We start from the raw sequence: 24159 nt of genomic DNA, 5'->3' as shown, positions 1-24159 counted from the left end.
TGACCGAACAATTTATCCGGTGCAAAAGGGTTTATCCCTACCCGCCGGTGAATTAAAGTACGTTTCATGCAAGGCAATCCGGGTGCCTCCCGATTGCCTTTCCCGGCCAATGCCGGATGCCGCGTGGCAACGCTCGCACGGCATTTCTCGTTACGCATCGACGGTTTGCCGCCCTCATGCGCCCGCGCGCCGACGTCTCCCCGGCGCGCAACCTAGACCTGTTAGACCATTCATCCGCCCACCGCGCGTTGCCTCACGGCGTCGCGCGCACCTGGAATTGCCTATGCTTTTGCCCATCCTGCTACTTTCTGCCGCCGGTTTCACCATTCTGACCACCGAATTCCTGATTGTCGGCCTGCTGCCCAGCCTGGCCCGCGACCTCGACGTGACGGTATCGCAGGCCGGGCTGCTGGTGTCGCTGTTCGCCTTCACGGTGGCCGCCACCGGTCCGCTGCTGACCGCGCTGATGGCCAATATCGAACGCAAGCGCCTGTTCATCAGCGTGCTGGTGTTGTTCGGCCTGTCCAACGCCCTGGCGGCGGCGGCGCCGAACATCTGGGTCATGGCGGTGGCCCGCTTCGTTCCCGCCCTGGCGTTGCCGGTGTTCTGGTCGCTGGCCAGCGCCACGGCGGTGGAACTTGTCGGGCCGGCCCGCGCCGGACGCGCCATCTCGATGGTGGCGTTCGGCATCGTCGCCGCGACCGTGTTCGGCATTCCCATCGGCGTGCTGATTTCCGATGCGTTTGGTTGGCGCGCGGCCTTCGGCGTGCTCTCGGCGGTGGCATTCGCCAAGGCGCTGTTGCTGCTGCTGGCCTTCCCCAGCACCCGCATCCGCGCCGAGAGCGTCAAGCTGGTGACGCAGCTGCGCATCCTGCGCAACCCGATCGTGGTCGGCCACGTGCTGCTGTCGCTGCTGGTGTTCACCGGCATGTTCACCGCCTACACCTACCTGGCGGACATGCTGGAGCGGTTGGCCGGTTTCAACGGCCAGATCGTCGGCTGGACCATGATGGCATTCGGCGCCGTTGGCCTGGTCGGCAACACGCTGGGCGGCCGCATGGTCGACCGCAGCCCGCTGGGCGCCACCGCGCTGTTTTCGTCGCTGATGGCGGCGGGCCTGGCATTCGTGGGCCCGGTGATGCAGTCGCATGGCCTGCTGGCCGTGGCCTTGACGGTCTGGGGCATCGCCCAGGCGGCGCTCTTCATCGTCTGCCATGTGCGGCTGATGAAGTCGGCCCCCGAGGCGCCCGCCTTTGCCGCCTCGCTCAACATCTCCGGCGCCAACATCGGCATCGGCCTGGGCGCGGTGGTGGGCGGCCACGTGATCGACCAGTACGGCCTGGCATCGCTGGGCTGGGCGGCGGCGGTCATCGTGGCCCTGTCGGTGGCCCTGGCCTTCGCGCTGATGGCGGCCTCGCGCGCGCGGCCTGCCTCCAAGGCGGCCTGCGCCAACGCTTGAAGCGTGGCGCCAGCCACCTGCTCCACCCATGCGCCCTCCCGTGCGGGACGGCGTTGAGGCATCCGCGCCACGCTCGGGCGGGCGGGCGCGGAAAGGCAGCGGACTATCGCGTTTACCAGTACAATAGAAGTTCTTGGGGCCGATCCGGATTCGACGTGGGTCGCGAAACAACTCAGGGCATGCCGAGCACCAGTACGCTCGTTAAACCACTGGAACACTACAAACGCCAACGACGAGCGTTTCGCTCTCGCCGCTTAAGCGGTGAGCCGCTGCACTGATCTGTCCTTGGGTCAGGCGGAGGAAGGCAACTTCCCAGGGGGGCAACCCTCGAACCGCAGCAGCGACATTCACAAGGAATCGGTTTGAACTGGGGTCACACGGTTCAAATTTAAATTACGTGAATCGCTCTGGTCCGGCCTGTCGGTTGGCTAAGTCCAGGGTTAAAACCAAATAGATCGACTACGCATGTAGAACTGGTTGCGGAGGGCTTGCGGACGGGGGTTCAATTCCCCCCGGCTCCACCAAATTTCCGCCATAGCGCCAAATGGCCGACCTTCACGGGTCGGCCATTTTTTTTCGCGTCACTCAATGGATGTGTTCCTGCTCGGAACGATCCGAACGTTCGACCTGCAGCGTCGTGTGGTGCAGGTCGAAGTCTTCCTGCAAGCGTCGCTCGATCTCCAGGCGGACGGTTTCGCCGTCGGCGCCCGCCGCCAACACCACGTGGCCGGTCAGGAGCGGCTGCTTCTGCGTGATCGCCCACAGGTGAATGTCATGCACGCTGGCGACGCCGTCGGTGCCGGCGATGGCGTCGCGCACCGCGCTCAGGCTCATGCCGGGCGGCACGCCTTCGAGCAGCAGGTTGATGCATTCGCGCAGCAGCACCCAGGTACGGGGAAAGACCATGAAGCCGATGGCCACGGCCAGCGCCGAATCCACCCAGCGCCAGCCCGTCAACCAGATGATCGCGGCCCCGGCGATGACGGCGACCGAGCCCAGCATGTCGGCCCAGACTTCGAGGTAGGCGCCCTTCACGTTCAGACTGTCGTCCTTGGAACCGGCCAGCAGCCGCATCGACACCAGGTTGATCGCCAACCCCGCGATGGCCACGGCCAGCATGCCGGCGGACTGGATATCTGGCGGCGCCTCCAGACGGCGCCAGGCTTCGTACAGGATGTAGAAGGCCACGCCCAGCAGCACCAATGCATTGATCGCGGCAGCCAGGATCTCGAAGCGGGCATAGCCGTAGGTGCGCATCAGATCGGCGGCCTTGCGGCCAGCGCGGATAGCGATCAGCGCCAGCAGCAGCGCGATGGCGTCCGTCATCATGTGCATGGCATCGGAGATGAGCGCCAGGCTGCCGGTCCAGAGGCCTCCGACGATCTCGATCACCATGAACGTGCCGGTCAGCGCGAAGGCGATCCAGAGACGCGATTCGGGCAACGCGCGCACGTCACCGTGTTCGTGATTGCCGCTCATGCGCGGCCTCGGCGCCGCGCTGCCGGCGTGGCCGGCATGGCGCGGACATGCGCGCCGCGAGTGCGGCGCTGACCGCCGGCGGATCGTGGTTTCGATGGCTTCATATGACAGGCGCTCCGGGTTGCTGCCGCGCCGGCCAGGAGATGAGGGCGCGCCGGATGTATGTAAAAGCGTGAAGCCGCTACGGGGTCAAGGCATTTTCGACTTCGCCTTCAAGGAATCACGTAGATGCACACGACCTGTCGTGTTCGTAACCAAAGGAAACTCGCAGGGACATGGGGCGATATGTCATAGACAGCATATTGAAAGATGATGTGACCCCATTTTACGGGTCGAGAGAGTGGGCCGCTTTCATCTTCCCCCGGGGCGCTTCGATAAATCACTGTCAGCTGAACGGAAGTCCGGGAAATACTCCGACACATATTACGAATACTTTCAAGACATAATAAACGCAAGAAAATGCCACCGGCTCCGGCCGCTTGATTGCGATGAAGATACTTTCCATATTCGGAACGCGTCCTGAAGCCATCAAGATGGCTCCGCTGGTCGCCGCGTTGCAGGAAGAATCCCGGATCGACAGCGTGGTCTGCGTGACCGGACAGCATCGCCAGATGCTGGACCAGGTGCTCGCACTGTTCGATCTGCGCGCCCGGCATGACCTGGACATCATGGTGCCCAACCAGACCTTGAACGGTCTGTATGCGCGGTTGATCAGCCAAGTGGACGGGGTATTGGAAAAAGAACAACCGGACTACGTGCTGGTGCATGGAGACACCAGCACCGCGTCGGCTTGCGCGCTGGCCGCATTCCATCGCCGGATACGCATCGGCCATGTCGAAGCGGGCTTGCGCACCGGCAACCTGGCCATGCCCTTCCCCGAGGAAATGAACCGCCGCGTGGTCGATGCGATCGGCGACGCGCTGTTCGCCCCGACCGCCGAGTCGCGCGCCAATCTGTTGCGCGAAAACCTAGCCGGGCGCATCACGGTGACCGGCAATACCGTGATCGACGCGCTGGCGCTGACCTGCGCCAAGCTGGCGCCGGACGGGCCGCTGGCGCGCGGACTCGAGGCCCGCTACCACTGGCTCGATGCGCGGCGCCGCCTGATGCTGGTCACCGGCCACCGGCGCGAGAGTTTCGGCGGCGGCTTCAAGAACATCTGCGCCGCGCTGGCGGAACTGGCCAGGCGCGAGGATCTGCAGATCGTCTATCCCGTGCATTTGAATCCGCAAGTGCGCAACGTCGTGATGAAGGACCTGGCGGGACTGGAACGCGTACACCTGATCGACCCATTGGATTACCTGGACTTCGTCTGGTTCATGCAACGCGCCTATTTGATCCTGACCGACTCGGGGGGCGTGCAGGAAGAAGCCCCCTACCTGGGCAAACCCGTGCTGGTGATGCGCGATGTGACCGAACGCCCCGAGGCCGTGCAGGCGGGCACGGTGGCGCTGGTAGGCACCGACACGCAGCGCATCCTGACCGAGGTCAACCGGCTGCTGGACGACCCCGCCCTGCATGCCTCGTTTTCGCGCCGCATCAATCCCTACGGAGACGGCAAGGCCAGCGGGCGCATCGTCGACGCGCTATGCGGCCGGCCGGTTTCGGAATTCGATCCTCATGGACCGGCCGCCGGCACCGCGGCCTGACGCCCTGCCCTGCATATCCGCCCGGAGTTCCCATGCCAAAACCCTCTTCCTTTTCCGCCCTGACGCTTCGCCGCGCGCTGATGGCCGCCGGCCTGTTGCTGCCGCTGGGGACGCTGGCCAGCCCGGCCGGCGACGCACTGCGCCAGTTGCAGGGCGACGATTGGGTGACGCGCAACACCACGCTGGCCGATCTGGGCATCAGCGAGCCGGTGGTCCTGAGCAACAGCGACGCGCGCCATGAGTTCTACGTGCCGGTGCCGCGCGGCGTGCCGATCGCCGACGCCACGCTGAACTTCGATGCCAAATACACCAAGGGCGAGCCGGGCCGTACCAGCCTGGTGCTGTGGGCCGACGGCGTGCCGCTCAATGCGCAACGCATCGCCGACGGCGACGGCAGCATCGCGCACGGCTACACGGTGGACCCGCGCCGCCGCGAGACCGGCTTCCTGCGGGTGGGCGTGGACTGGCAATCCGAAATCGCGCTGCGCCACTGCGAAAGCAACCGCGCCACCGCCAACGCGCTGACCATCTCGCCGCAGACGCGCCTGACCTACCGCTACGATGCCTCGGCCATCGGCAACCTGGATGATGCCTGGGGCACGCTGCCCGGCAAGCCGACCCTGATCGTGGCCGGCGCCAAGCTGGACCAGCAGGCCTTCGACAGCGCCTGGCGTGTCGGCGTGGCGCTGGAACGCGCCGGCAAGCGCGTCGCGGTGCGCGCCTTCCCCTCGGTGGGCGACGAGATCGACACGCGCGGCCTGCAGGCGCCGGCCGGGCTGGCGCAGGTGCCGGCCTTCGCCGCGCTGGCGGACAACGGCAAGCACAAGATCGCCAATGCCGCCGAGATCGGCGCTTTGCTGGTGATGGGCGCGCCCGCCGTCGCCGGTGACGTGGTGATCGCCGATGCCACGCTGCGCGGCAAGTTGAACGAAGCGCTGGACGCGTTGCAATCGCAGCTGGCCAACGATGCCGACGCCGCGGCGGCCTTCAAGTCCTGGCGCGAGCGGCGCGTGCCGCTGGCCAACGCCGACATGCAGTCCAAGGAAATCCGCCTGGCCGCGATGGGCCGCCAAGCCGTGATCGCATTGGCCGCCGATGCCGGCGCGCAGGGCGCGGGCGCGTTCGACACGGCCTGGCGACGCATCCTGGTGACGCGCCAGGTGCAGGTCAAGGCCGCGATGCCGCCGGAAACCTTCAAGGACGGCGGCCTGCGCCTGACGGCGCTGGGCGGGTCGCCCAACAGCTTCAACGTGGTCGCCAGCGGCGACTGGACCACGACGTTCCCGCTGGCCGCTGTGTCGGCGGACGGCCGCATGCCCGGCGAATTGGTCATGGACGTCTCGGCCGCGCCCGGCGCCTCGTCGACGCGCCCGGTGGCCTCCGTCTTCTGGAACGGCATCCTGCTGGCCGCCAAACAGCTGGATGCCGACGGTCGCCCCGAGCGTCTGACCGCCCGGGTGCCCGGCTACGTGCTGGGGGTCACCAACGCCGTGCGCGTCACGTTCCAGCGCCAGCCGGTGTCGGTGGACTGCAACGAGATCCCGCAAGGGTATCCGGTGAACGTGCTGCCGACCAGCTACGTCAAGCCGGAAAAGGCCGAACCGGACGGCACCTTCGTCGGCCTGCTGCCGCTGCTTGCCGGCACGCCACAGGTCGTCGTGCCCGACAGCTATCTGGCAAGCGCGCCCGACAACCTCAAGCGCCTGATCGGCATCGCTTCGGCCAGCGGCATTTCGACGACCCGCGCCGAACTGTCCGTGGCCGCCGGCGGCCAGGCCTTCAAGCCGACGCGCCCCTTCCTGGCGATGGAAGTGCCGGTGGAAGGCGCCAAGCCGATGGTGACGGTCACCGATCGCAAGCAACTGCGCGTGGACGGCAAGGACACGACCTGGCTGGACATATCGGGCCTGGAACAGCTGAGCTCGGCCGAAGTGGTCAGCGCCGCGGGCCAGGACGGCGTGTTGTGGCACACCCTGGGGCAGCGGGCCGGCATGCTGGACGCGCCGTTCGTGCTGAACCGCGGCAACGTCGCGCTGATTGGCGCCGCCGGCCCGGTGGCCTGGATCGACAGCGCCAACCCCGACGCCAGCCATCCGCCGGGCGCCGGGGAAAGCGCTTTCTTCGAATGGCGCCGCTACATCTCGTGGAGCGTGCCCGCCATCAGCGTCGGCCTGCTGGTGCTGCTGCTTATCCTGATTGTCGCGATGCGCGTCAGCCGCAGGAAGAACAAGGAAACCCGATAAACCCGGATCGGCCCGCCCATGTCTTCGCTCTACTGGCCCTATCTCATCGCCGACTACTACCGCGGCCTTGAGATCGTGACCGCCGTCGTTGGCGTGATCATCCTGCTTTCGAGCCTGGATGACCTGTTCATCGACGGCTGGTACTGGGTGCGCGAGCTGCGGCGCGCCTTGACGGTCAAGCGCCGCTACACGCCGTTGACGGCAGCGCAATTGCGCGCCAAGGAAGAACAGCCGCTGGCGATCATGGTGCCCGCCTGGCTCGAGTACGACGTCATCGCCTCGATGCTCGAGACGATGGTGTCGACGCTCGAATACAAGAACTACATGATCTTCGCCGGCACCTACCAGAACGACGAACGCACCATAAAGGAAGTCGAGCGCATGCGGCGGCGCTATCGCCAGCTGATAAGGGTGGAGGTGCCGCACGATGGCCCGACCTGCAAGGCCGACTGCCTGAACTGGATCGTGCAGGCCATCTTCGCGCAGGACGCCCGCCAGCCCGTGCCGTTCGCCGGCGTCATCCTGCACGACAGCGAGGACGTGCTGCACCCGCTGGAACTGAAGTACTACAACTACCTGCTGCCGCGCATCGACTTCATCCAGCTGCCGGTGACGTCGCTGGAACGCCACTGGTACGAGCTGGTGGCCGGCACCTACATGGACGAGTTCGCGGAATGGCACACCAAGGACCTGGTGGTGCGCGAGAGCCTGTCGAAGATGGTGCCTTCGGCCGGCGTGGGCACCTGCTTCTCGCGGCGCGCACTGGTCGAACTGGCCGCCGAGACCGACAACCAGCCCTTCAACACCGACACGCTGACCGAGGACTACGACATCGGCGCGCGGCTGGCGCAGCGCGGCATGCGGCAGATCTTCGGCAAGTTCGGCGTCGAGTACGTGACGCGGCGCCGCGCCTGGTTCGGACTGGGCAAGGAGAAGGTGTCGAGCATCCACATGCCGCTTGGGGTGCGGGAGTATTTTCCCAACACCTTCCGCACCGCCTACCGGCAGAAGGCGCGCTGGACGCTGGGCATCGGGCTGCAGGGCTGGCAGCAGGTCGGCTGGACCGGTTCGCTGGCGACCAAATACCTGCTGTTCCGCGACCGCAAGGGCCTGATGACCTCGTTCATCGCGATCCTGGCATACCTGCTGCTGGCCAACTTCTTCCTGTTCTACCTGGCCGACCTGTTCGGCTGGTGGACCGTGTATTACCCGTCATACTTCCGCCCGGGCGGCTGGCTGGTGACGCTGATGTAGATCAACGCGGTGGCCTTGCTGCTGCGGGTGGTGCAGCGCGCCTATTTCGTCGGTCGCATGTATGGCTGGGAACACGCGATCCTGTCGATCCCGCGCATGATCGTCGGCAACTTCATCAATGCCATGGCCGCGGCGCGCGCCTGGAAACTGTTCATCGGCCACTTGATCACGGGCAAGCGGCTTGCCTGGGACAAGACCATGCACGATTTCCCGTCCACCGACCAGCTGGCGCAACAGCGCCAGCGCCTGGGCGAGCTGCTGCTGTCCTGGCAGGCGATCGACGAGGACAAGCTGGCGCGGGCGCTGGAGATCCAGTCGCGCGACAAGCGGCCGCTGGGCGAAATCCTGATGGAACAAGGCTGGCTGGACGAAGGCACGCTCAGAGAGGCGATCCACTTCCAGCAAGGCGGCCAGGCCGATATCGCGCCGACGCACGGCGAAAACAAACCCGCGACTCCATGAAGCCATTGACCCGTTCCTTCCTGCTGTCCGCCGCGCTGGCCTGCGCCGGCCACGCCGGGCCCGCCGCCGCGCAGTCGGCGCCACGCGCCGCCGAGGCGCCGCTGGAAGGCGCCGCCTATCAGTTCGCCGACGAGGGCTACAAGAGCTACGACGCGGGCAACTACGCGCGGGCCCAGCAGCAGGCCGAATCGGCCATCGCACTGCGCCCGGACGTGGAGCGGCTGCGCCTGCTCCTGGTCTACGCGCTGCAGAAGCAGGGCAAGCTGCGGGAGGCGGACAAGGCCGCCGCCGACGCCATCAAGAGCGGCCTCGATACCCCCGCCTTGCGCCAGGCGCGCGCCAATCTGCGACCGCGCACCGCGCCGGCCGCCGCCGCGGGCGGCGGCGCGCCCGGCACCACCGCCGCCTATCGTCGCGGCTTCCCGATAGCCACGCGCGCCTACGCCGACTACAACCGCGGCGACTACGTTGCCGCGCAGCGCGGCGCCGAGCAGGCCTTCCGCATCGACCCCAAGCAGGGGCCGTGGGCCATGTTGTGGCTGGATGCGCTGGAAGCCCAGGGCAAGTACGCCGAGGCGCAGGCCGCCGCCGACAAGGCCATCGCGCTCGGCGCCCCCAACAAGAACGACCTGACCGCGCGCCGCGCCACGATGCAACGCCGCCTGGCCATCAAGCCCGCCGAACAGGGCTACCAGGCGCTGATCGCAAACCGACCCGGCGACGCGGTGCCGCTGGCGCGCGAGGCCGTGGCGCTGGCCCCGGATACCGCCAGCCACCGCCTGCTGTTGATGACCGCGCTGATGCTGGACAACCAGCTGGGCGCGGCCGAGGACGCCGCCACCGACGCGCTCGGGCAGGATGACGAGAACACGGTGGCGCTGGTGATGCGCGCCTACCTGCGCCAGCGCCAGGGCAAGACCGACGAGGCCAATGCCGATTTCGATGCCGCGCTCAAGCAGGACTGGCTGGACGACGACCAGCGCCGCAATGTGCGCCTGATCGCGGCCGACGCCGCGCTCGCTGGCGGCGAGACCAAGCGCGCGCTGGCGCTGCTGGAGCCGCTCGGGGCCAAGGACGAAGCCGCCGCAGCCCGTATCAAGCGGGCGCGCTCGGCGCCCACCGTGCCGGCCACGCTGACGCTGGCCAACTACCCGGCGCCGCTGCAGGATTGCCGCGATACGCCTTACGGCACGTCCTGCGAACTGCTGCCGTCGGACGCCGCCGGCAGCGGCGGCCCCGCGGCGCTGGCCTACGCCGCCTATGCGCGCGAGGACTACCAGGAAGCCATTGCGCAGGCGCGCAAGGCCGCCGAGCAGGATCCCGCCAACAAGGAATTGCAGCGCCTGCTGACCACCACGCTGGCCGCGGGCAACGCGGCGCAATTGGCCGAGGCCGAGAAACGCATGGGCGAAGCGCTGGCCGCGCAGCCCGACGACCCCGCCCTGCTGATGCAGCGCGGCTACCTGCACCAGCGCATGGGCAAACCCCGCCTGGCGCTGGAGGACTTCCAGGCGGCCCGCGCCACCGGCAAGGCGCCGCCGACCGTGATCCTGGACGAGGGCTATGCGTTGTCGGGCGTCGGCGACAAACGCGGCGCCGTGGAGAAACTGAAACAGGCCATCGACGAGGCCGATGCCGGCAAACTGGAACTGACACCGCAACAGCGCTACGACACGCGCAGCGGCATCGCCGGCCTGTCGCGCGAATGGGGCGGCTACGTTTCCGCCGGTTATCGCGGCGCGCGGCCGGCGTCTTCCGGGCTGGGGGGCGCGGCGATCACGGTGCCGGGCGATGCGGTATTCAGCACCGCCGAGATTTTCTGGCGGCCGTCCGACTTCCTCAATTCATCGACACGCACGTTCGAACTGTATGGACGGCTGTCCAATACGCTGTACGACAACGGCAGCCGCACCAAGAGCCAGACCGTCAGGAACCGTTGCGGCGAAGGGGTGATCGATGTCGCAGGCCAGAGCAACGACGGCATCGCCGGCATCCCCACCACCGTCGGCTCACTCGGCATGCGCTTCACGCCATCCACCGAGGTGGGGCTGACCTTCGGCCTGGAGCGCCAGTTCAACCTCGGAACGGCAACGCGCACCGGCATCCTCACTCCGCGCTCGACCGATACGTTCTGCGGCCTGAACAGCGCCAACCAGACCGCCCACTACAAGGCGGACGCGGGCAGCGGGGGCTGGCTCGCCTACGTCACCTACGGCCTGTACGAAGGCACGACGTTGCGCATCGACCGGCCCGACTGGTTCACGATGGAAGGCTATGTGCAGGCCGGGTATTCCTGGCAGGACATGCCGGCCCGGTTCTGGGTGCGCGACAACGCCACCGGCAATGACTCGGACAGCGTCCGCGGCAAGCTCAAGCGCGACCAGGCGTTCGGCGCGGGGGAATTACGGATCGGGCGCAGTTATCGCCTGGACGCCATCAGCGAAAAGCTGGTGTTCTTTCCCTATGGGGTGATCGGCGCCGACTGGCTGTGGACCAACAACAAGGTGACCGGTGTCCAGCTGGGCGACAGCAGCACCCATCCGCTGCAAGGCAACGGATCGAGCTGGTCGCTGGGCGCGGGCCCCGGCTTCAACCTGCGCTACTGGTTCCGCGAGGATCACTACAACGCGCCACGGTCCTACCTGGACCTGACCACCCAATACCGTTTCAACATCGGCGGCGGCCAGGCCGACCGGGCCAAGGGCCTGTTCATCAACCTGACCCTGTCCTACTGAGCCCCGCCGATCCGTATCCATGAAGGAATCCGCAAACATGACTACCGCCATCCGTCCCCTGCCCCGCCGCCCGCGCCTGGCGTCGGCCCTGTGCGGCTTGCTGCTGGCGCTGGCCGCCGCGGGCGCCCAGGCGCAGCGAGCCTCGTCCATCGTCATCCAGGGCAAGGACAACTGGCTGTTCCCGGGCTGGGGCAGCCTGACCCAGGTGGATACGCGTGGCATCGACGCCGCCACCCAGCTGGTGCGCGAAACCCGCGACGCGCTCGCCGCCAGGGGCGTCCAGCTGGAAGTGCTGGTACTGCCAGACAAAACGCTGTTCTACCAGGACAAGCTGCCGGACGGCACGACGCTGAGCGCCGATGTCAGGAAGCGCTACCAGACCATACAGGACAAGCTCAAGGCCGCCGGCATCTCCACCATCGACGACGAGGCCGTGCTGCGCCGCCTGAAGGATGGCGGCCAGGATGTGTTTTATCGCACGGACCAGCACTGGACCCAGGCCGCCGCCGACGCCACCGCCGAGGCCCTGGCCCAGCGCATCAGGCAGGACGTGAAGACGCTGGCCGGCAAGCCGGGCACCGGCATGGCGCTGGGCAGCGTGGTCAACGAACGCCGCTATGGCGATCTGGCCGAACTGTTCCTGACGCCCGAACAGCGCAAGCAGGCGGGGCGCGAGACCTTCACCGTGCGCCGCCAGGCCGACAACCAGAGCCTGATCGATGACGCGCCCGCCCCGGTGCACGTGACCGGCCACAGCATGGTGCAACCCTACTTCGGCTTTCCGCAGAAGCTGTCCAATCTGCTGGATCGCCCCGTTTCCGTGAACTGGAAGCCCGGCAACGTCGGCCACTGGATCATGCTGCTGGAATACCTGGAGTCGCCCGCCTTCAAGCAGAACAGGCCGCAGGTGCTGGTGTGGCAGATGTTCGAGCCCACCTATGCGCAGGGCCCCGATGCCAAGGGGCTGTGGGACAACGCCTCCATCATGACCGCCGACGCCTGGCGCGGCCGCATGAAGGCGGCGGTGGGGCAATAGCGCCGTGGCGCAACCCGACAAGGCGGCGCCGCCCGAGACAGGCCATCGGCGCAACGCGATCGTGATCGGCGTGCTGCTGGCGCTCGGCCTGGGCTGGGGCGCCTGGTGCCTGGCGCAAGCCAGGCTGGGGGCCGCCGACGTCGCGCCCACGGCCTGGATGAACGGCACCGCGGGGACCGTGCTGAACCAGTCGCTGCGGCTGCCGGCGCAGGGCGCGGTCAACACCTGGAATGCCGCGATCCGCTACCGCCTGCTCGGCGACCTGGGCGAGCAGGTGGCCATGGGCTGCCCGCAATGGCTGTTCTACCGTGACGGCCTGCGGCCGCAACCCGGGGTGCATGTCTTCGATGAGCGCCTGCGCCTGATGCGCCACTGGGTCGAACAACTGCGCCAGCGGCAGGTGCGGCTGCTGGTGGTGGCGGTGCCCGACAAGTCGCGCATCGAGGCCGATCACCTGTGCGGCCAGACCGTCTCGCTGCCGATGCGGCGCACGCTGGACGACTGGAATGCCGCCCTGCATGCGCAGGGCGTGCCGTTCGTCGATCTGCGCGACGCCCTGGCACAGGCCGAAGCGCCGCGCTACTTCCGCACCGACGTGCACATGAACGCCACCGGCGCGCAGGCCGCGGCCGCGCGCGTGGCGCAGGCCGCCCTGCCGCTGCTGGGCGGCTCCGGCACCCAGGCCTTCAAGGAAGATCCCGCGGGTGCGCCGCAGCCGCGCATGGGCGACCTGATCGTGCTGGCAGGGCTGGAACAGGCACGACCTGGCTGGCGTCCCGAGCTGGACCTGGCGGCGCCGCAGAAGATCGAACCGGTGCGCGGCGGCGGGCTGCTCGATGACACCCCACCGGTGGAGGTGTTGCTGGCCGGCAGCTCCAACGGCCGCCGCAGCAATTTCGCCGAGCGGCTGGGCATGGGACTGGGGCGCGAGGTCTGGAACCTGAGCCTGGATGGCGGGCAGTTCTCCGGGGCCTTGCTGGTGGCCCTCAAGCAGCGCGAGCAATGGCCCAAGAGCCTGAAGCTGGTGATATGGGAGTTTTCGGAAATGGCGCTGTCGCTGCCGCTGACCGACGACGAGAAATCCGTGCTGGCCCGACTGCCCTGACCGAAGATGCTATTCAACTCCTACCTGTTCCTGCTGATCTTCCTGCCCATCACGCTGGCCGTGTACTACGGCGCGGGCCGCTTCAATCTGCGGTTGGCGGCATTGTGGCTGTGCCTTACCTCGTTCGTCTTCTACGGTTGGTGGAACCCGCAGTTCGTGGTGCTGCTGGCGGGTTCGATCGCCTTCAACTTCCTGGTCAGCCTGCTGATCCTGCACACCGCGGCACGGCCCCGGTTGCAGGGGCTGATCGTGGGACTGGGCGTGGGCGCCGACCTGGCGCTGCTGTTCCACTACAAATACTTCGCGACGCTGCTCAATTTCCTGACCGACCTGGGCATGACCAGTTCGACCATGGACGCGATCATCCTGCCGCTGGGCATTTCGTTCTTCACCTTCACCCAGATCGGCTACCTGCTGGATTGCCGCGCGGGCGTGGTCAAGGAACGCAGCCTGCTCAGCTACGTGCTGTTCGTGACCTTCTTCCCGCATCTGATCGCCGGCCCGATCCTGCATCACAAGGAGATGATGCCGCAGTTCGCGCAGCCCGAGAATTACCGCTTCAAGGCCGAGAACCTGTCGGTGGGCGGCATGCTGTTCGTGATCGGCCTGGCCAAGAAAGTGCTGCTGGCCGATGGCATCGCGCCTTACGCCGATGCCGGTTTCGCCGCGCCTGGCGAACTGCAGTTCTGGGGCTCGTGGGGCGCCAGCCTGTGCTATGCATTGCAGTTGTATTTCGACTTCTCCGGCTATTCGGACATGGCGCTAGGCCTGGCCAAGATGTTCGGCATCCGCTTCCCGCTGAACTTCAACTCGCCCTACAAGGCGGGCAGCATCATCGAATTCTGGGCGCGTTGGCACATGACACTCACACGCTACCTGACCGCCTATCTCTACTACCCGGTGGCCATGGCCATTTCGAAATGGCGCACCGATCGCAATCTGCCGGTCGGGGCACAGGGCGTGGCCACGGCGGGCGGCTTCCTGGCCAGCATCGTCACGCCGACGCTGTTCACGATGGCGCTGGCCGGCGTCTGGCACGGCGCCGGCTTCCAGTTCCTGGTATTCGGCCTGCTGCACGCCATGTACCTGTCGGTGAACCACGCCTGGCGCATCTTCGTGGTGGGCCGCAAGCCCGCCGCCGCGCGCAACCTGAACGTGGTCAAGCGAGCCGCCTGCGTGCTGCTGACCTTTGTCGCGGTGCTGGTGGCGCAAGCGTTCTTCCGCGCCCACGGGGTCGGCGACGCCATGCTGCTGATGCAGGGCATGATCGGCCTGCGCGGCATGGAAACGCTGGACCTCGCCACCCACGTCAGCGGCCTGGCCTGGGGCGATGCCTGGCGCGTGCTGGTCGGCCACCACCTGCAGTTGATCTATGCTGTGGTGCTGCTGGGCATCGCCTGGTTCGCGCCCAATGCGCACCAGATCCTGGGCCGCTACTCGCCGGCGCTGTTCAAGCCGCAGGAAGCGCCTTCGCCCTGGATGCGCTGGCGTCCCAACCTGCCCTGGCTGGCCGCGATGCTGGCCCTGCTGTTCTTCTGCCTGGTCAACCTGCACAAGGAAACCCGGTTCCTCTATTTCCAATTCTGACCGCGGCGCGGTCGCGGAGTACGCTATGGACATCAACGATATCGAAGCCAAGGTGGCCGACCTGATCGAAGGCATCATCCTCACCAAGGTCGATCCCGATACCCTGCTGATCGAATCCGGGCTGGTGGATTCGCTGGCCGCCGTGGACGTGGCGTTGGCGGTGGAACGCCAGTTCGGCTGCAAGATCCCGCCGACCGAGATCGACGTGCACCTGGAGTCGGTGCACACGCTGGCGACCTTCATCGCGGAGCACGCGCGCGCCTGACGTCTTCCTGGGGGCAGCATCATGCGTTTCGATTTCAACGCCTACGATTTCGCCGATACCGCCATCGCTGACGACGCCATCGCGGTGGTCGACGCGCAGGGCGCGTTGACCTGGGCAGCGCTGCGCGCCGCCACGCAGGCCTGGGAACAGGACGCGCTGCGCGCCGGGGTCACCGCCGGCGTGCCGCTGGTGATCTCCGGCCACAAGGAAGCCGCCTTCCTGGTGGCGATCCTGGGGTGCCTGCGGCTGCGGGTGCCCTTCGTGCCGGTCGACGTCATCAACCCGCCCGAACGCATCGCCCGCATCGGCGAACTGGTGCGCGCCGGCCTGCGCTACGACGCCCAGGCCAACACCTTCGCTGCCGGTTGCGCCAGCCCCGCGCCGCTGGCCGAGGCCGGACTGGCCTACATCATGTTCACCTCGGGCAGCACCGGCGACCCCAAGGGTGTGCAGATCGGCCGCGAAAGCGTCACCCTCTTCGCAGGCTGGATCCGCGACTGCCTGAACCTCGGCCCGGCGCCCGCGTTCATGGACCAGATGCTGTTCAGCTTCGACTTCTCGCTGTTCAACTGGGTCGGCGCGCTGGAACTGGGCGGCGCCTGCGTGCTGTGCCCGCGCGAGACGATCGCGCAGCGCGACCGCTTCGTGCAATACCTGGCCGACACCGGCATCAACGTCTGGGCCTCGACGCCGTCGTTCGTGCGCCAGCAGCTGTTCAACCCGGATTTCGACCACGCCCACCTGCCGCGGCTGCGCGCCTTCGTATTCGGCGCCGAGTCGCTCACGCCGACGCTGGCCGAGGAACTGTGGCAGCGTTTTCCGGACGTTCGCATCATCAACTCGTACGGTCCCACCGAGGCCACCTGCTCCACTACCTGGGTCGAGATCGACCCCGCCCTGCGTGCCGAAGCGCCCAACCCCTTTCCCATCGGCCGCGCCAAGCCGTATGCCGAGGTCTTCATCGAGAACGGCGAAATCAGCATTGCCGGCGACCACGTCATGCGCGGTTACCTCAATCGCCCGGACCTGAACGCCTCGCGCATGTTCACGCGCAATGGCAAGCGCGGCTATCGCAGCGGCGACCTGGGCGAGATCGATGCGCGCGGCCTGGTGACGTTCCGCGGCCGCATCGACGACCAGATCAAGTTGCACGGCTACCGCATCGAACTGGCCGAGATCGATGCCGCCATCGCCGCCCTGCCCGGCGCGCGCGCGGGCGCCACCGTCGCGCTGCGGCGGCCCGATGGCGCTATCATCCGTCTCATAGGATTCGTCGAACCGGCCGAGCCCGGCGCCGCGGGCCTGCAGCCGCTGCCCGCCGCGCTGGCGGACTGGAAAGCCCTGTTGGGCCGCAAGCTGCCCCCCTACATGATCCCGTCCGAACTGGTGGCCTGCCACCGCTTCCCGACGACCAGCACCGACAAGGCCGACCGCAAGCAGCTCGAGCGCATGTATCTCGACGCCCGCCTCAGCAAGAAACCGGAGCCGCAAGCATGATCCGTCGCACCCATTTCCCCATCCTGGCATTGACGCTGGCGCTGGCCTGCGCCAGCGCCGCCACGCAGGCCGAAGGCGTGCTCGCCCAGCTGTATGCCGCCCGTCCGCCGGCCGGCTCATCGTTCGTGCGGGTCGTCAATCCCGAAACGGGCCCCGTGCGCGTGCAGATCGCCAACGGTCCATCGCAGGAAATCAGCCCGACCCAGCCCGCCAGCACCTACGCCATCGTCAAGGGCAACCAGCCGTTCAACCTGCTGATCGACGGCAAGCCGGCGGCCAGCCTGCAGGTCAAGCCCGACACCTTCACCACGCTGGTGGTGCGGCGCGACGGCGTCAATGTCAGCTACACGGCCATCGACGACAGCAATGGCGCCCAGGACGCGCTCAAGGCCGAGCTGCGCTTCTACAACCTGGCGGCCGATTGTCCTGGCGCCAAGCTCGAGGTGAGCCCGACCGGCCCCACGCTGTTCCAGGACGTCCAGCCGGGCGCCTCGATGGCGCGCGCCATCAACCCCGTCAGCGCCACGCTGGCGGCGGGCTGCGGCACCGTGCTCTCGCCCTCGCTGGCCCTGCCGGCCCTGCAGCCCGGCGATCACTACAGCCTGTTCCTGACCGGCAGCGCCACCGCGCCCACCCTGCACGGCCAGGCCAGCGCCACGGACCCCTACGGCAAGTAAGGAGGCCGCATGCGCCGCGTATTCCGGGACGACCACGAACTCTTTCGCGACCAGGTCCGGCGCTTCGTCGCCCAGGAGATCGCGCCGCACTACGCCGAATGGGAAAAGGCCGGCATCGTGCCGCGCTCGCTGTGGCGCCGCGCCGGCGCGGAAGGCCTGCTCAACTGCGCCCTGCCCGAACCCTACGGGGCCGGCGGCGATTTCGGCCATGCCGCCGTCGTGATCGAGGAACTGGCGCGCGCGAATTTCCTCGGCATCGGCTTCTCGATCCATTCCGACATGGTGGCGCCGTATCTGGACGCCTTCGGCACCACCGCGCAGAAGGAACGCTGGCTGCCCGCCATGGCGCGCGGCGACATCATAGGCGCGATCGCCCTGACCGAACCGGGCGCGGGCAGCGACCTGAAGGCGGTGCGCACGCGCGCGCGCCGCGACGGCGACCACTACGTCCTGGACGGCCAGAAGACCTTCATCACCAACGGCGTCAATGCCGGGCTGGCGATCGTGCTGGCCAGCACCGATCCCGACCTGGGCGCGCGCGGCCTGTCGCTGTTCTGCGTCGAGGAAAACCAGCCCGGCTTCACCAAAGGCACGCCGCTGAGCAAGATCGGCCAGCATTCCCAGGACACCTGCGAGCTCTATTTCGACGGGCTGCGCCTGCCCGTCGATTGCCTGCTGGGGCGCGAGAACAACGCCTTCGAATACCTGACCCAGGAACTCGCGCGCGAGCGCCTGGCGATCGCGCTGCGCGCCGGCGCCTCGCTCGAAGGCATGATCGACGAAGCCGCCGAGTACACCCGCAACCGCAAAGTCTTCGGCCGCCGCGTCATCGACTACCAGAACTCGCGCTTCAAGCTGGCCAGCGCCCGCGCGCAGGCCACCATGCTGCGGGTGTTCCTGGACGACTGCCTGGAAAAGCACATGGCCGGCGAACTCGACGCCACGCGGGCGGCGATCGCCAAGCTCAATGCCACCGAAATGCAGGGCGCCATCCTGGATGACCTGCTGCAGCTCTATGGCGGCTATGGCTACATGGCCGAATACGGCATCGGCCGCGCCTGGGCCGACGCGCGCGCCCTGCGCCTGTTCGGCGGCACCAGTGAAATCATGCGGGAAATCATCGGCCGCGGCTTCGCCTGAAGCCGCGTGGCGTCAGACGCGCGCGGCCATCCAGGCGTCCATCAACGCGCGGGCCTCCGGCGTGTCGCCGATGACCCAAGGGTCGAGGGTGAATGCCACGATGCGCTTGGCGCCGTAGCCGCGGGCCACGTCCCATTGCTGCCTGACCCGGTTGAAATCGGCCGAGCGCGCCTTGAACGTGGTGCCGTCCGTCTTGCCCGACGGCAATTCCTCGAACAGCTCCATGACCAGGTCGAACGCGGCGCGGCGATTGAGCAACATGTCGTGCAGCGGCTCCAGCGCCTGGTAGTTGGCCAGGCCCGCCACGCCCACGCCGTCCTGGATCATCGGATGGATGCGCACTTCGTCCAGCACCCGTGACCACAGTTGCATCAACGACCCGGTGCCGCCGAGCCGGCTATGGTAGGTCGAGACCGACGGGATGCGATGGCAGCTGGCCAGCGAGGCGCGGGTGAAGGCGTCCAGCCATGGCACCAGCAGCGCCTGGCGCTCCGGCCGGGCCCAGTTGTACTGCTCCAGTTCGTAGGGCACGTACCAGCCGCGGAAATTGCGGCGCTCGGGCCAGGCGGCCGCGCGCATGTAGGCAACGCCGCGATCGCGGGTGTGGTCAAGGTAGGCCGCCAGCGCCGCGTCGTCGGGCGCGGCCAGCATGTTCCACCAGCGCTGATCGTAGGGCAGGCCCACATGCACGCCCAGGCCGCTACGGTCGGCTTCGTCGAAGATGGCATCCAGCATCGACCGCGGCGCCATCCAGTCATCCGGCCGGCCGCCTTCCAGGCCGACCCATTGCAGGAAAATCTCGCGGCAACCCAGCCGCCGGTAGGTGGCGATACGGCGCCGCCATTCATCGCGCGTCAGCTCGAGATGGCTGAGCCACAGTTGCAGAAAGGTCGCGTTCAGCGAGATCGGCGGCGCGCAGGCCGCCAGGGGCGCAAGCGCGCCCAGCGCCGCCGCCTGCAACAGGCGGCGGCGCTCCAGCGATTGAAGCCGCGGGCGCGTCAGGGAAAGGCCCCTTGCCGGATCAGCCGCGATTGCCGAACAGGCCGGACAGCGAAGCCAGCAGGTCGGTCGGATTGAAGGACTGGCCCGGCTCGACGGCGCCCTCGGGCGTGGCCTTGTCGACCAGTTGCGGCAGCAGCGCGGACAGCGAGCCCAGCACCGAGCCGGTGTCCTGCCCGGTCTTGGCGGCCAGTTCGTTGACCACGCCGGGATCCAGCACCCGGCCAAGCTGATCGGCGCTGACCGGCAGGTTCTGGCCCTTGCCGATCCATGACGCGACGATTTCACCCAGGCCGCCCTGCTGGAAGCTGGCGATCAGGCCGGACAGGCCCCCGGGGTATTTGTTCAGTTGTTCGATCAGGGCCGGCAGCAACGAGGCCGAGCCCCCTTGCTGACCGCCGCCAGCCATCGAGGCCAGGGTATCCAATAGACTCATCGCCGTGCTCCAGGAAAATCGGAAATCCAGTATAGGCCCATGACGCCGCGCATTCCGTCATCCAAAGGATACCGGCCCCGATCTTTGCAAAACTTGTCCTTTGGCGCGCCGGCCGCGCCTCAGGCCGCCTCGCGCAGGGCCCGCAGCGCCTTCTGGCCGGCGCGGCCATCGGCCGGCAGGCCCAGGGCGCGCTGCGCCGCCCGCAGCGCCTCGCGCGTGCGTTCGCCGATCATGCCATCGGGTTCGCCCAAATCATAGCCACGGGCAATCAGCAGCCGTTGCAATTCGCGCCGCTCGGCCCGCGACAGGCCGGGATCGTCCGTCGGCCAGGCCTGCGCCAGCGGCCCGCCGCCGCGCAGGCGGTCCGACAGGTGCGCGATCGCCAGGGCGTAGCTCTCGGCCGCGTTGTACGAGTACAGCGCATCGAAGTTACGCGTCACCAGGAAGGCCGGCCCCGTGGGCCCGGCCGGCAGCAACAGGCCCGCCGGGGTCTCTCCCGGCGGCAACGGCGTCCCGTCGGCCCGCGTCACGCCCTGGCCGCGCCAGGACGACAGCGGCCGCTTGTTCTTGCGCCCGGCGCCGGCCGTGGCCAGGCCGGCGGGCAGCCTGACCTCATAGCCCCAGTCCAGGCCGCTGTTCCAGCCGGCCCGCTTGAGGAAATTGGCCGTGGACGCCAGTGCGTCCGGCACGCTGTCGATCAGGTCGCGGCGGCCGTCGCCGTCGAAATCCACCGCCAGCCGCAGGTAGGTCGACGGCATGAACTGGGTCTGGCCAAAGGCCCCCGCCCAGGACCCCTTGAGCTTGTCCGGGTCGATGTGCTCGTCCTGGATGATCTTGAGCGTGGCGTAGAACTCGCCGCGGAAGTACGCCTGCCGGCGGCCGAAGCACGACAGCGTCGACAGCGACGTCAGCAGCGGCCGGCCGCCCAGCGTGCGGCCGTAATTGCTCTCGACGCCCCACACCGCCGCGATGGTGGCGGGATCCACGCCATAGCGCGATGCGGCGCGATCGAGTTCGGCACGCCAGCGCGCGATACCTTCCTTGCCGTCGGCGACGCGCTCGTCGTCGACCAGCGCCGCCATGTAGTCCCAGATCGGCGTCTTGAATTCCGGCTGGGCGTCCAGCAGGCCGATCACGGCCATGTCGGGCGCCAGGTTGGCGGTGTGCGTGGCGAAAGTGGCGCCGGACACGCCGGCCTTGGCCGCGGGCGCGCGCAGGCCGGCCAGGCAGGTCGCAAACGCGTCGGCGGCCTGCGCGGAAGTGGACAGCGTCAACGCCAGGGCGGCCAGCGACGCGGCGTAGCGGATTTTCATGTCGAGGGAGTTCCCGTGGAAGCGTCGGCCGGGTCGCCCTGCAGGCGCCGCTGCCAGTCTTCGACCTGGCCCAGCCGGGCGCGCTTCTCGAACAGCGCGCGCCAGTTGGGCGACAACGCCGGCAGCGCCGCCAGCTCGGCCAGCGTCGGCACGTCCAGCACCCGGCGGTTGAGAATGTCCTGAATGCGGGCCAGCGACCATTGTGGATGGGGGCGGTCGCGCAGCGACAGCGTATCGCCCGGCGCCAGCCAACCCTCGCGCAGCACGCGGTAGTACCAGCCGGTCTTGCCGCTGGCCTGCACCTGGGCCGACATGCCCGGGTGCGCGAAACGGTGGTTCAGCTTCCAGCATGGCTGGCGTGCCTGGGATACCTGTATCAGCGCCCCGCCCACCGCGTACGTGTCGCCCACGCAGACATCTTGTTCGGTCATGCCGTAAGTGGAGAGATTTTCGCCGAACGCGCCCGGGGCGCGCAGCACGGCGCGTTCGCCCAGTTCCCGCAGCCATGCGGGATAGTGCTCGCGGGCATAGTGATGCAGCGCCTTCTCCGGGCCGCCGTGAAAGCGGCGGTCCGCCTGTTCGTCACCGCGCAACCCCTCCAGGCCGAGCCACAACGGCCCTTCGACCGGATGCTTGTCGATGCCGCTGTCGCGGCCGGAATCCCCCAGCGGGCGCACCGCCCCCGCCAGCAGCGCGTCGATCACGATTTCCATGCCGTCATCCTCGATCCGCCTGCAGGGCAGCCAGTTCGGCCTCGTCGAAACCCGCGGCGCGGCGCGCCGCCAGGTTGAAGGGGCCGCGCAAGCGCGGCGCGTTGTAGCGGCTGGCCAGTTCGGCGTAACAGGCGACCGGCTCCCTGCCCTGCCGCGCGCACAGCAGCTTGTACCAATGATTGCCGATCGCCACGTGGCCGATCTCGTCGCGCAGGATGATGTCGACGATGGCCGCGCTGCGCGCGTCGCCGGCGCCCGCCAGCTTGTTGCGGATCAGTGGCGAGGCGTCCAGCCCGCGCGCCTCCAGCGTGCGCGGGACCAGCGCCAACCGGGCCAGCAGGTCGTCGCGGGTACGTTCGGCCATTTCCCACAGCCCGTCATGGCCGGGAAAATCGCCGTAGGCGTAGCCCAGGTCGGCCAGGCGCTGGTTCAGCAGCTCGAAGTGGGTGGCCTCTTCGCGCGCCACGCGCAGCCAGTCGCGGTAGAAGGCGTCCGGCATGCCGGCGAAACGCCAGAGGATGTCCAGCGCCAGGTTGACCGCGTTGAATTCGATATGCGCCAGGGCGTGCAGCAGCGCCGCGCGGCCCTCGAGCGTGGCCATGGAACGCTGCGGCACCTCGGACGGCGCCACCAGCACCGGCACGGCGGGCCGCCCCGGCAGCGCGGCGTGGGCAACGTAGTGGCGCGCGCAATCCAGCGGCGCCTGGTCGCCGATGGCGCGCACCCGCGCCAGCTTGTCGGCCCAGCCGACGGCGGCCAGCGCCTCCAGCGCCGCCGCCCGCAGGCAAGCCATGCCGCCTGCGCGAGGTTCATTGCCGCCCGGGGCGGCGATTGAATTGCTATCCATGAAAATTTCCGCCGCGAAACGGCTCGGGGCCGCACGCAAGACCATGACCATACGCAATAACCCTGCGCGCTCATCAGGTGCCGCGCACCGCGCGCCAGTGAAGACTTTATCATTCGTGCATGGATTCGCCGCTACGCCTGACCATCGAGACCGACCTGTCCCGCATCGACGCCCGCCAGTGGGACGCCCTGGCAGGCGACCAGCCGTTCCTGCGGCATGCCTTCCTGCATGCGCTGCACGACAGCGGCTGTGCCTCGCCGCGCACCGGCTGGTCGCCGCACTACCTGATGCTGTGGCGCGGTGATGCGCTGGCGGGCGCCGTGCCGCTCTACCTGAAATCGCATTCGCGCGGCGAGTACGTGTTCGACTACGCCTGGGCCGACGCCTTCGAGCGCCACGGCCTGCGCTACTACCCCAAGCTGCTGGCGGCGGTGCCGTTCACCCCGGTCTCGGGCCCGCGCCTGCTGGCCGCCAGCGACGAGGACCGCGACACGCTGGTGCGCGGGCTGGTCGCCTTCGCCGAAGAAATCCAGGTGTCGTCGCTGCACCTGCTGTTTCCGGCCGCGGACGACCTGCGCGCCCTGCGCGAGGCCGGCTTCATGGTGCGCGAAAACGTGCAGTTCCACTGGACCAATCCGGGCTACGCCGACTTCGACGCCTTCCTGGCCACCATGAGCCACGACAAGCGCAAGAAGATCCGCCAGGACCGCAAGAAGGTGGCGCAGGCCGGGCTGGCGTTCCGCTGGCTACGCGGCGCGCAGATCGACGCCGCCGAACTGGATTTCTTCCACCAGTGCTATTGCCACACCTACTTCAACCACGGCAATCCGCCGTACCTGAGCCGCGAATTCTTCCTGCGCGCCTACCGTGACCAGCCCGACGCCTTCGTGCTCATCCTGGCCGAGCGCGACGGCCAGCCGGTGGCGGCGGCCCTGAACCTGGCGGGCGGCGACACGCTGTACGGAAGGTATTGGGGCGCGACGGAATACGTGCCGGGGCTGCACTTCGAAACCTGCTATATGCAGGCCATCGCCTACTGCATCGCCCACGGCATGGCGCGTTTCGAGGGCGGCGCGCAAGGCGAGCACAAGATGGCGCGCGGTTTGCTGCCCACGCCCACCTGGTCGGCGCACTGGGTCGCCGATCCGCGCTTCGCGGCCGCGATCCGGCACTTTCTCGATGAGGAAACCGCCGCGGTCGACGACTACCTGGGCGAACTCGAGGCCCACACGCCGTTCAAGCGCGCGGCGGCGGATTGACCGC

18 protein-coding genes, 1 other RNA gene and 1 pseudogene are annotated in these 24159 nt (G+C 68.0%); 14 read left to right on the top strand and 6 right to left on the bottom strand.

Annotated elements, in window-relative coordinates; translation table 11 throughout:
- Positions 1-283 precede the first annotated feature (283 nt).
- Positions 284-1459, top strand: a complete 1176-nt coding sequence (locus ACUTAG_RS23315) for an MFS transporter (RefSeq protein ID WP_006388252.1) — start codon at positions 284-286, stop codon at positions 1457-1459.
- Positions 1460-1594: 135 nt separating this feature from the next.
- Positions 1595-1983: a transfer-messenger RNA gene (gene ssrA / locus ACUTAG_RS23310) on the top strand.
- 61 nt (positions 1984-2044) lie between these two features.
- Here the strand turns inward: ssrA and ACUTAG_RS23305 are convergent.
- The gene (locus ACUTAG_RS23305; protein ID WP_058664001.1) at positions 2045-2938 is read right to left on the bottom strand and encodes a cation diffusion facilitator family transporter; all 894 of its coding nucleotides are present in this window, start codon (positions 2936-2938) and stop codon (positions 2045-2047) included.
- Between the two features lie 488 nt (positions 2939-3426).
- Between ACUTAG_RS23305 and wecB the strand changes: the two genes are divergently transcribed.
- The 11 genes and pseudogenes from wecB (at position 3427) to ACUTAG_RS23250 (ending at position 18588) form a co-directional block, all read left to right on the top strand.
- Positions 3427-4587, top strand: coding sequence for a non-hydrolyzing UDP-N-acetylglucosamine 2-epimerase (wecB, locus tag ACUTAG_RS23300; protein ID WP_035183499.1), 1161 nt, complete (start codon positions 3427-3429; stop codon positions 4585-4587).
- Between the two features lie 32 nt (positions 4588-4619).
- Positions 4620-6830: a cellulose biosynthesis cyclic di-GMP-binding regulatory protein BcsB gene (locus ACUTAG_RS23295; protein WP_049059061.1), complete on the top strand. Its 2211-nt coding sequence runs from the start codon at positions 4620-4622 to the stop codon at positions 6828-6830.
- Positions 6831-6848: 18 nt separating this feature from the next.
- Positions 6849-8546, top strand: a pseudogene (locus ACUTAG_RS23290) (glycosyl transferase family protein).
- Positions 8543-11281: an NfrA family protein gene (locus ACUTAG_RS23285; protein WP_446650362.1), complete on the top strand. Its 2739-nt coding sequence runs from the start codon at positions 8543-8545 to the stop codon at positions 11279-11281. The pseudogene ACUTAG_RS23290 and the gene ACUTAG_RS23285 overlap by 4 nt, the downstream one beginning before the upstream one ends.
- Before the next feature lie 37 nt (positions 11282-11318).
- Positions 11319-12317, top strand: a complete 999-nt coding sequence (locus tag ACUTAG_RS23280; RefSeq protein WP_006384425.1) for an alginate O-acetyltransferase AlgX-related protein — start codon at positions 11319-11321, stop codon at positions 12315-12317.
- Positions 12318-12321: 4 nt separating this feature from the next.
- Complete coding sequence (locus tag ACUTAG_RS23275; protein ID WP_058663999.1) at positions 12322-13422, top strand: alginate O-acetyltransferase AlgX-related protein; 1101 nt, start codon at positions 12322-12324, stop codon at positions 13420-13422.
- A 6-nt stretch (positions 13423-13428) separates the two neighbouring features.
- Positions 13429-15009, top strand: coding sequence for an MBOAT family O-acyltransferase (locus tag ACUTAG_RS23270; protein WP_006384427.1), 1581 nt, complete (start codon positions 13429-13431; stop codon positions 15007-15009).
- 25 nt (positions 15010-15034) lie between these two features.
- Positions 15035-15274, top strand: coding sequence for an acyl carrier protein (locus tag ACUTAG_RS23265; RefSeq protein WP_054445434.1), 240 nt, complete (start codon positions 15035-15037; stop codon positions 15272-15274).
- 21 nt (positions 15275-15295) lie between these two features.
- Positions 15296-16771 carry an AMP-binding protein gene (locus tag ACUTAG_RS23260; protein ID WP_026383731.1) on the top strand — a complete coding sequence of 492 codons (1476 nt, stop codon included), beginning with the start codon at positions 15296-15298 and terminating at the stop codon, positions 16769-16771.
- Complete coding sequence (locus ACUTAG_RS23255) at positions 16768-17448, top strand: alginate O-acetyltransferase AlgF (protein ID WP_020924607.1); 681 nt, start codon at positions 16768-16770, stop codon at positions 17446-17448. Before ACUTAG_RS23260 ends, ACUTAG_RS23255 begins: the two co-directional genes overlap by 4 nt.
- A gap of 9 nt (positions 17449-17457) precedes the next feature.
- On the top strand, positions 17458-18588 hold the full coding sequence (locus tag ACUTAG_RS23250; RefSeq protein WP_026383733.1) for an acyl-CoA dehydrogenase family protein: 1131 nt from the start codon (positions 17458-17460) through the stop codon (positions 18586-18588).
- A gap of 12 nt (positions 18589-18600) precedes the next feature.
- On the opposite strand, the gene ACUTAG_RS23245 is transcribed toward ACUTAG_RS23250, so the two are convergent.
- The 5 genes from ACUTAG_RS23245 to ACUTAG_RS23225 form a co-directional block, all read right to left on the bottom strand.
- The gene (locus tag ACUTAG_RS23245; protein ID WP_446650361.1) at positions 18601-19548 is read right to left on the bottom strand and encodes a DUF4434 domain-containing protein; all 948 of its coding nucleotides are present in this window, start codon (positions 19546-19548) and stop codon (positions 18601-18603) included.
- A gap of 61 nt (positions 19549-19609) precedes the next feature.
- Positions 19610-20023, bottom strand: coding sequence for a YidB family protein (locus ACUTAG_RS23240; RefSeq protein ID WP_006384432.1), 414 nt, complete (start codon positions 20021-20023; stop codon positions 19610-19612).
- A 119-nt stretch (positions 20024-20142) separates the two neighbouring features.
- Positions 20143-21336 (bottom strand): lytic murein transglycosylase, encoded by a 1194-nt coding sequence (locus ACUTAG_RS23235; protein ID WP_020924611.1) that lies wholly within the window; start codon positions 21334-21336, stop codon positions 20143-20145.
- Positions 21333-22049 (bottom strand): MOSC domain-containing protein, encoded by a 717-nt coding sequence (locus tag ACUTAG_RS23230; protein ID WP_006389420.1) that lies wholly within the window; start codon positions 22047-22049, stop codon positions 21333-21335. Before ACUTAG_RS23230 ends, ACUTAG_RS23235 begins: the two co-directional genes overlap by 4 nt.
- 4 nt (positions 22050-22053) lie before the next feature.
- Entirely contained in the window at positions 22054-22896 is an 843-nt protein-coding gene (locus ACUTAG_RS23225; RefSeq protein WP_148316479.1) for a ferritin-like domain-containing protein, read from the bottom strand.
- Positions 22897-23015: 119 nt separating this feature from the next.
- On the opposite strand from ACUTAG_RS23225, the gene ACUTAG_RS23220 reads away from it, so the two are divergent.
- Positions 23016-24155, top strand: coding sequence for a GNAT family N-acetyltransferase (locus ACUTAG_RS23220; RefSeq protein WP_148316477.1), 1140 nt, complete (start codon positions 23016-23018; stop codon positions 24153-24155).
- The last annotated feature ends 4 nt before the right edge of the window (positions 24156-24159 follow it).

Source organism: Achromobacter sp. CSND-B12, assembly GCF_052906545.1.
This window is presented reverse-complemented; position numbering and strand designations above follow the sequence as displayed.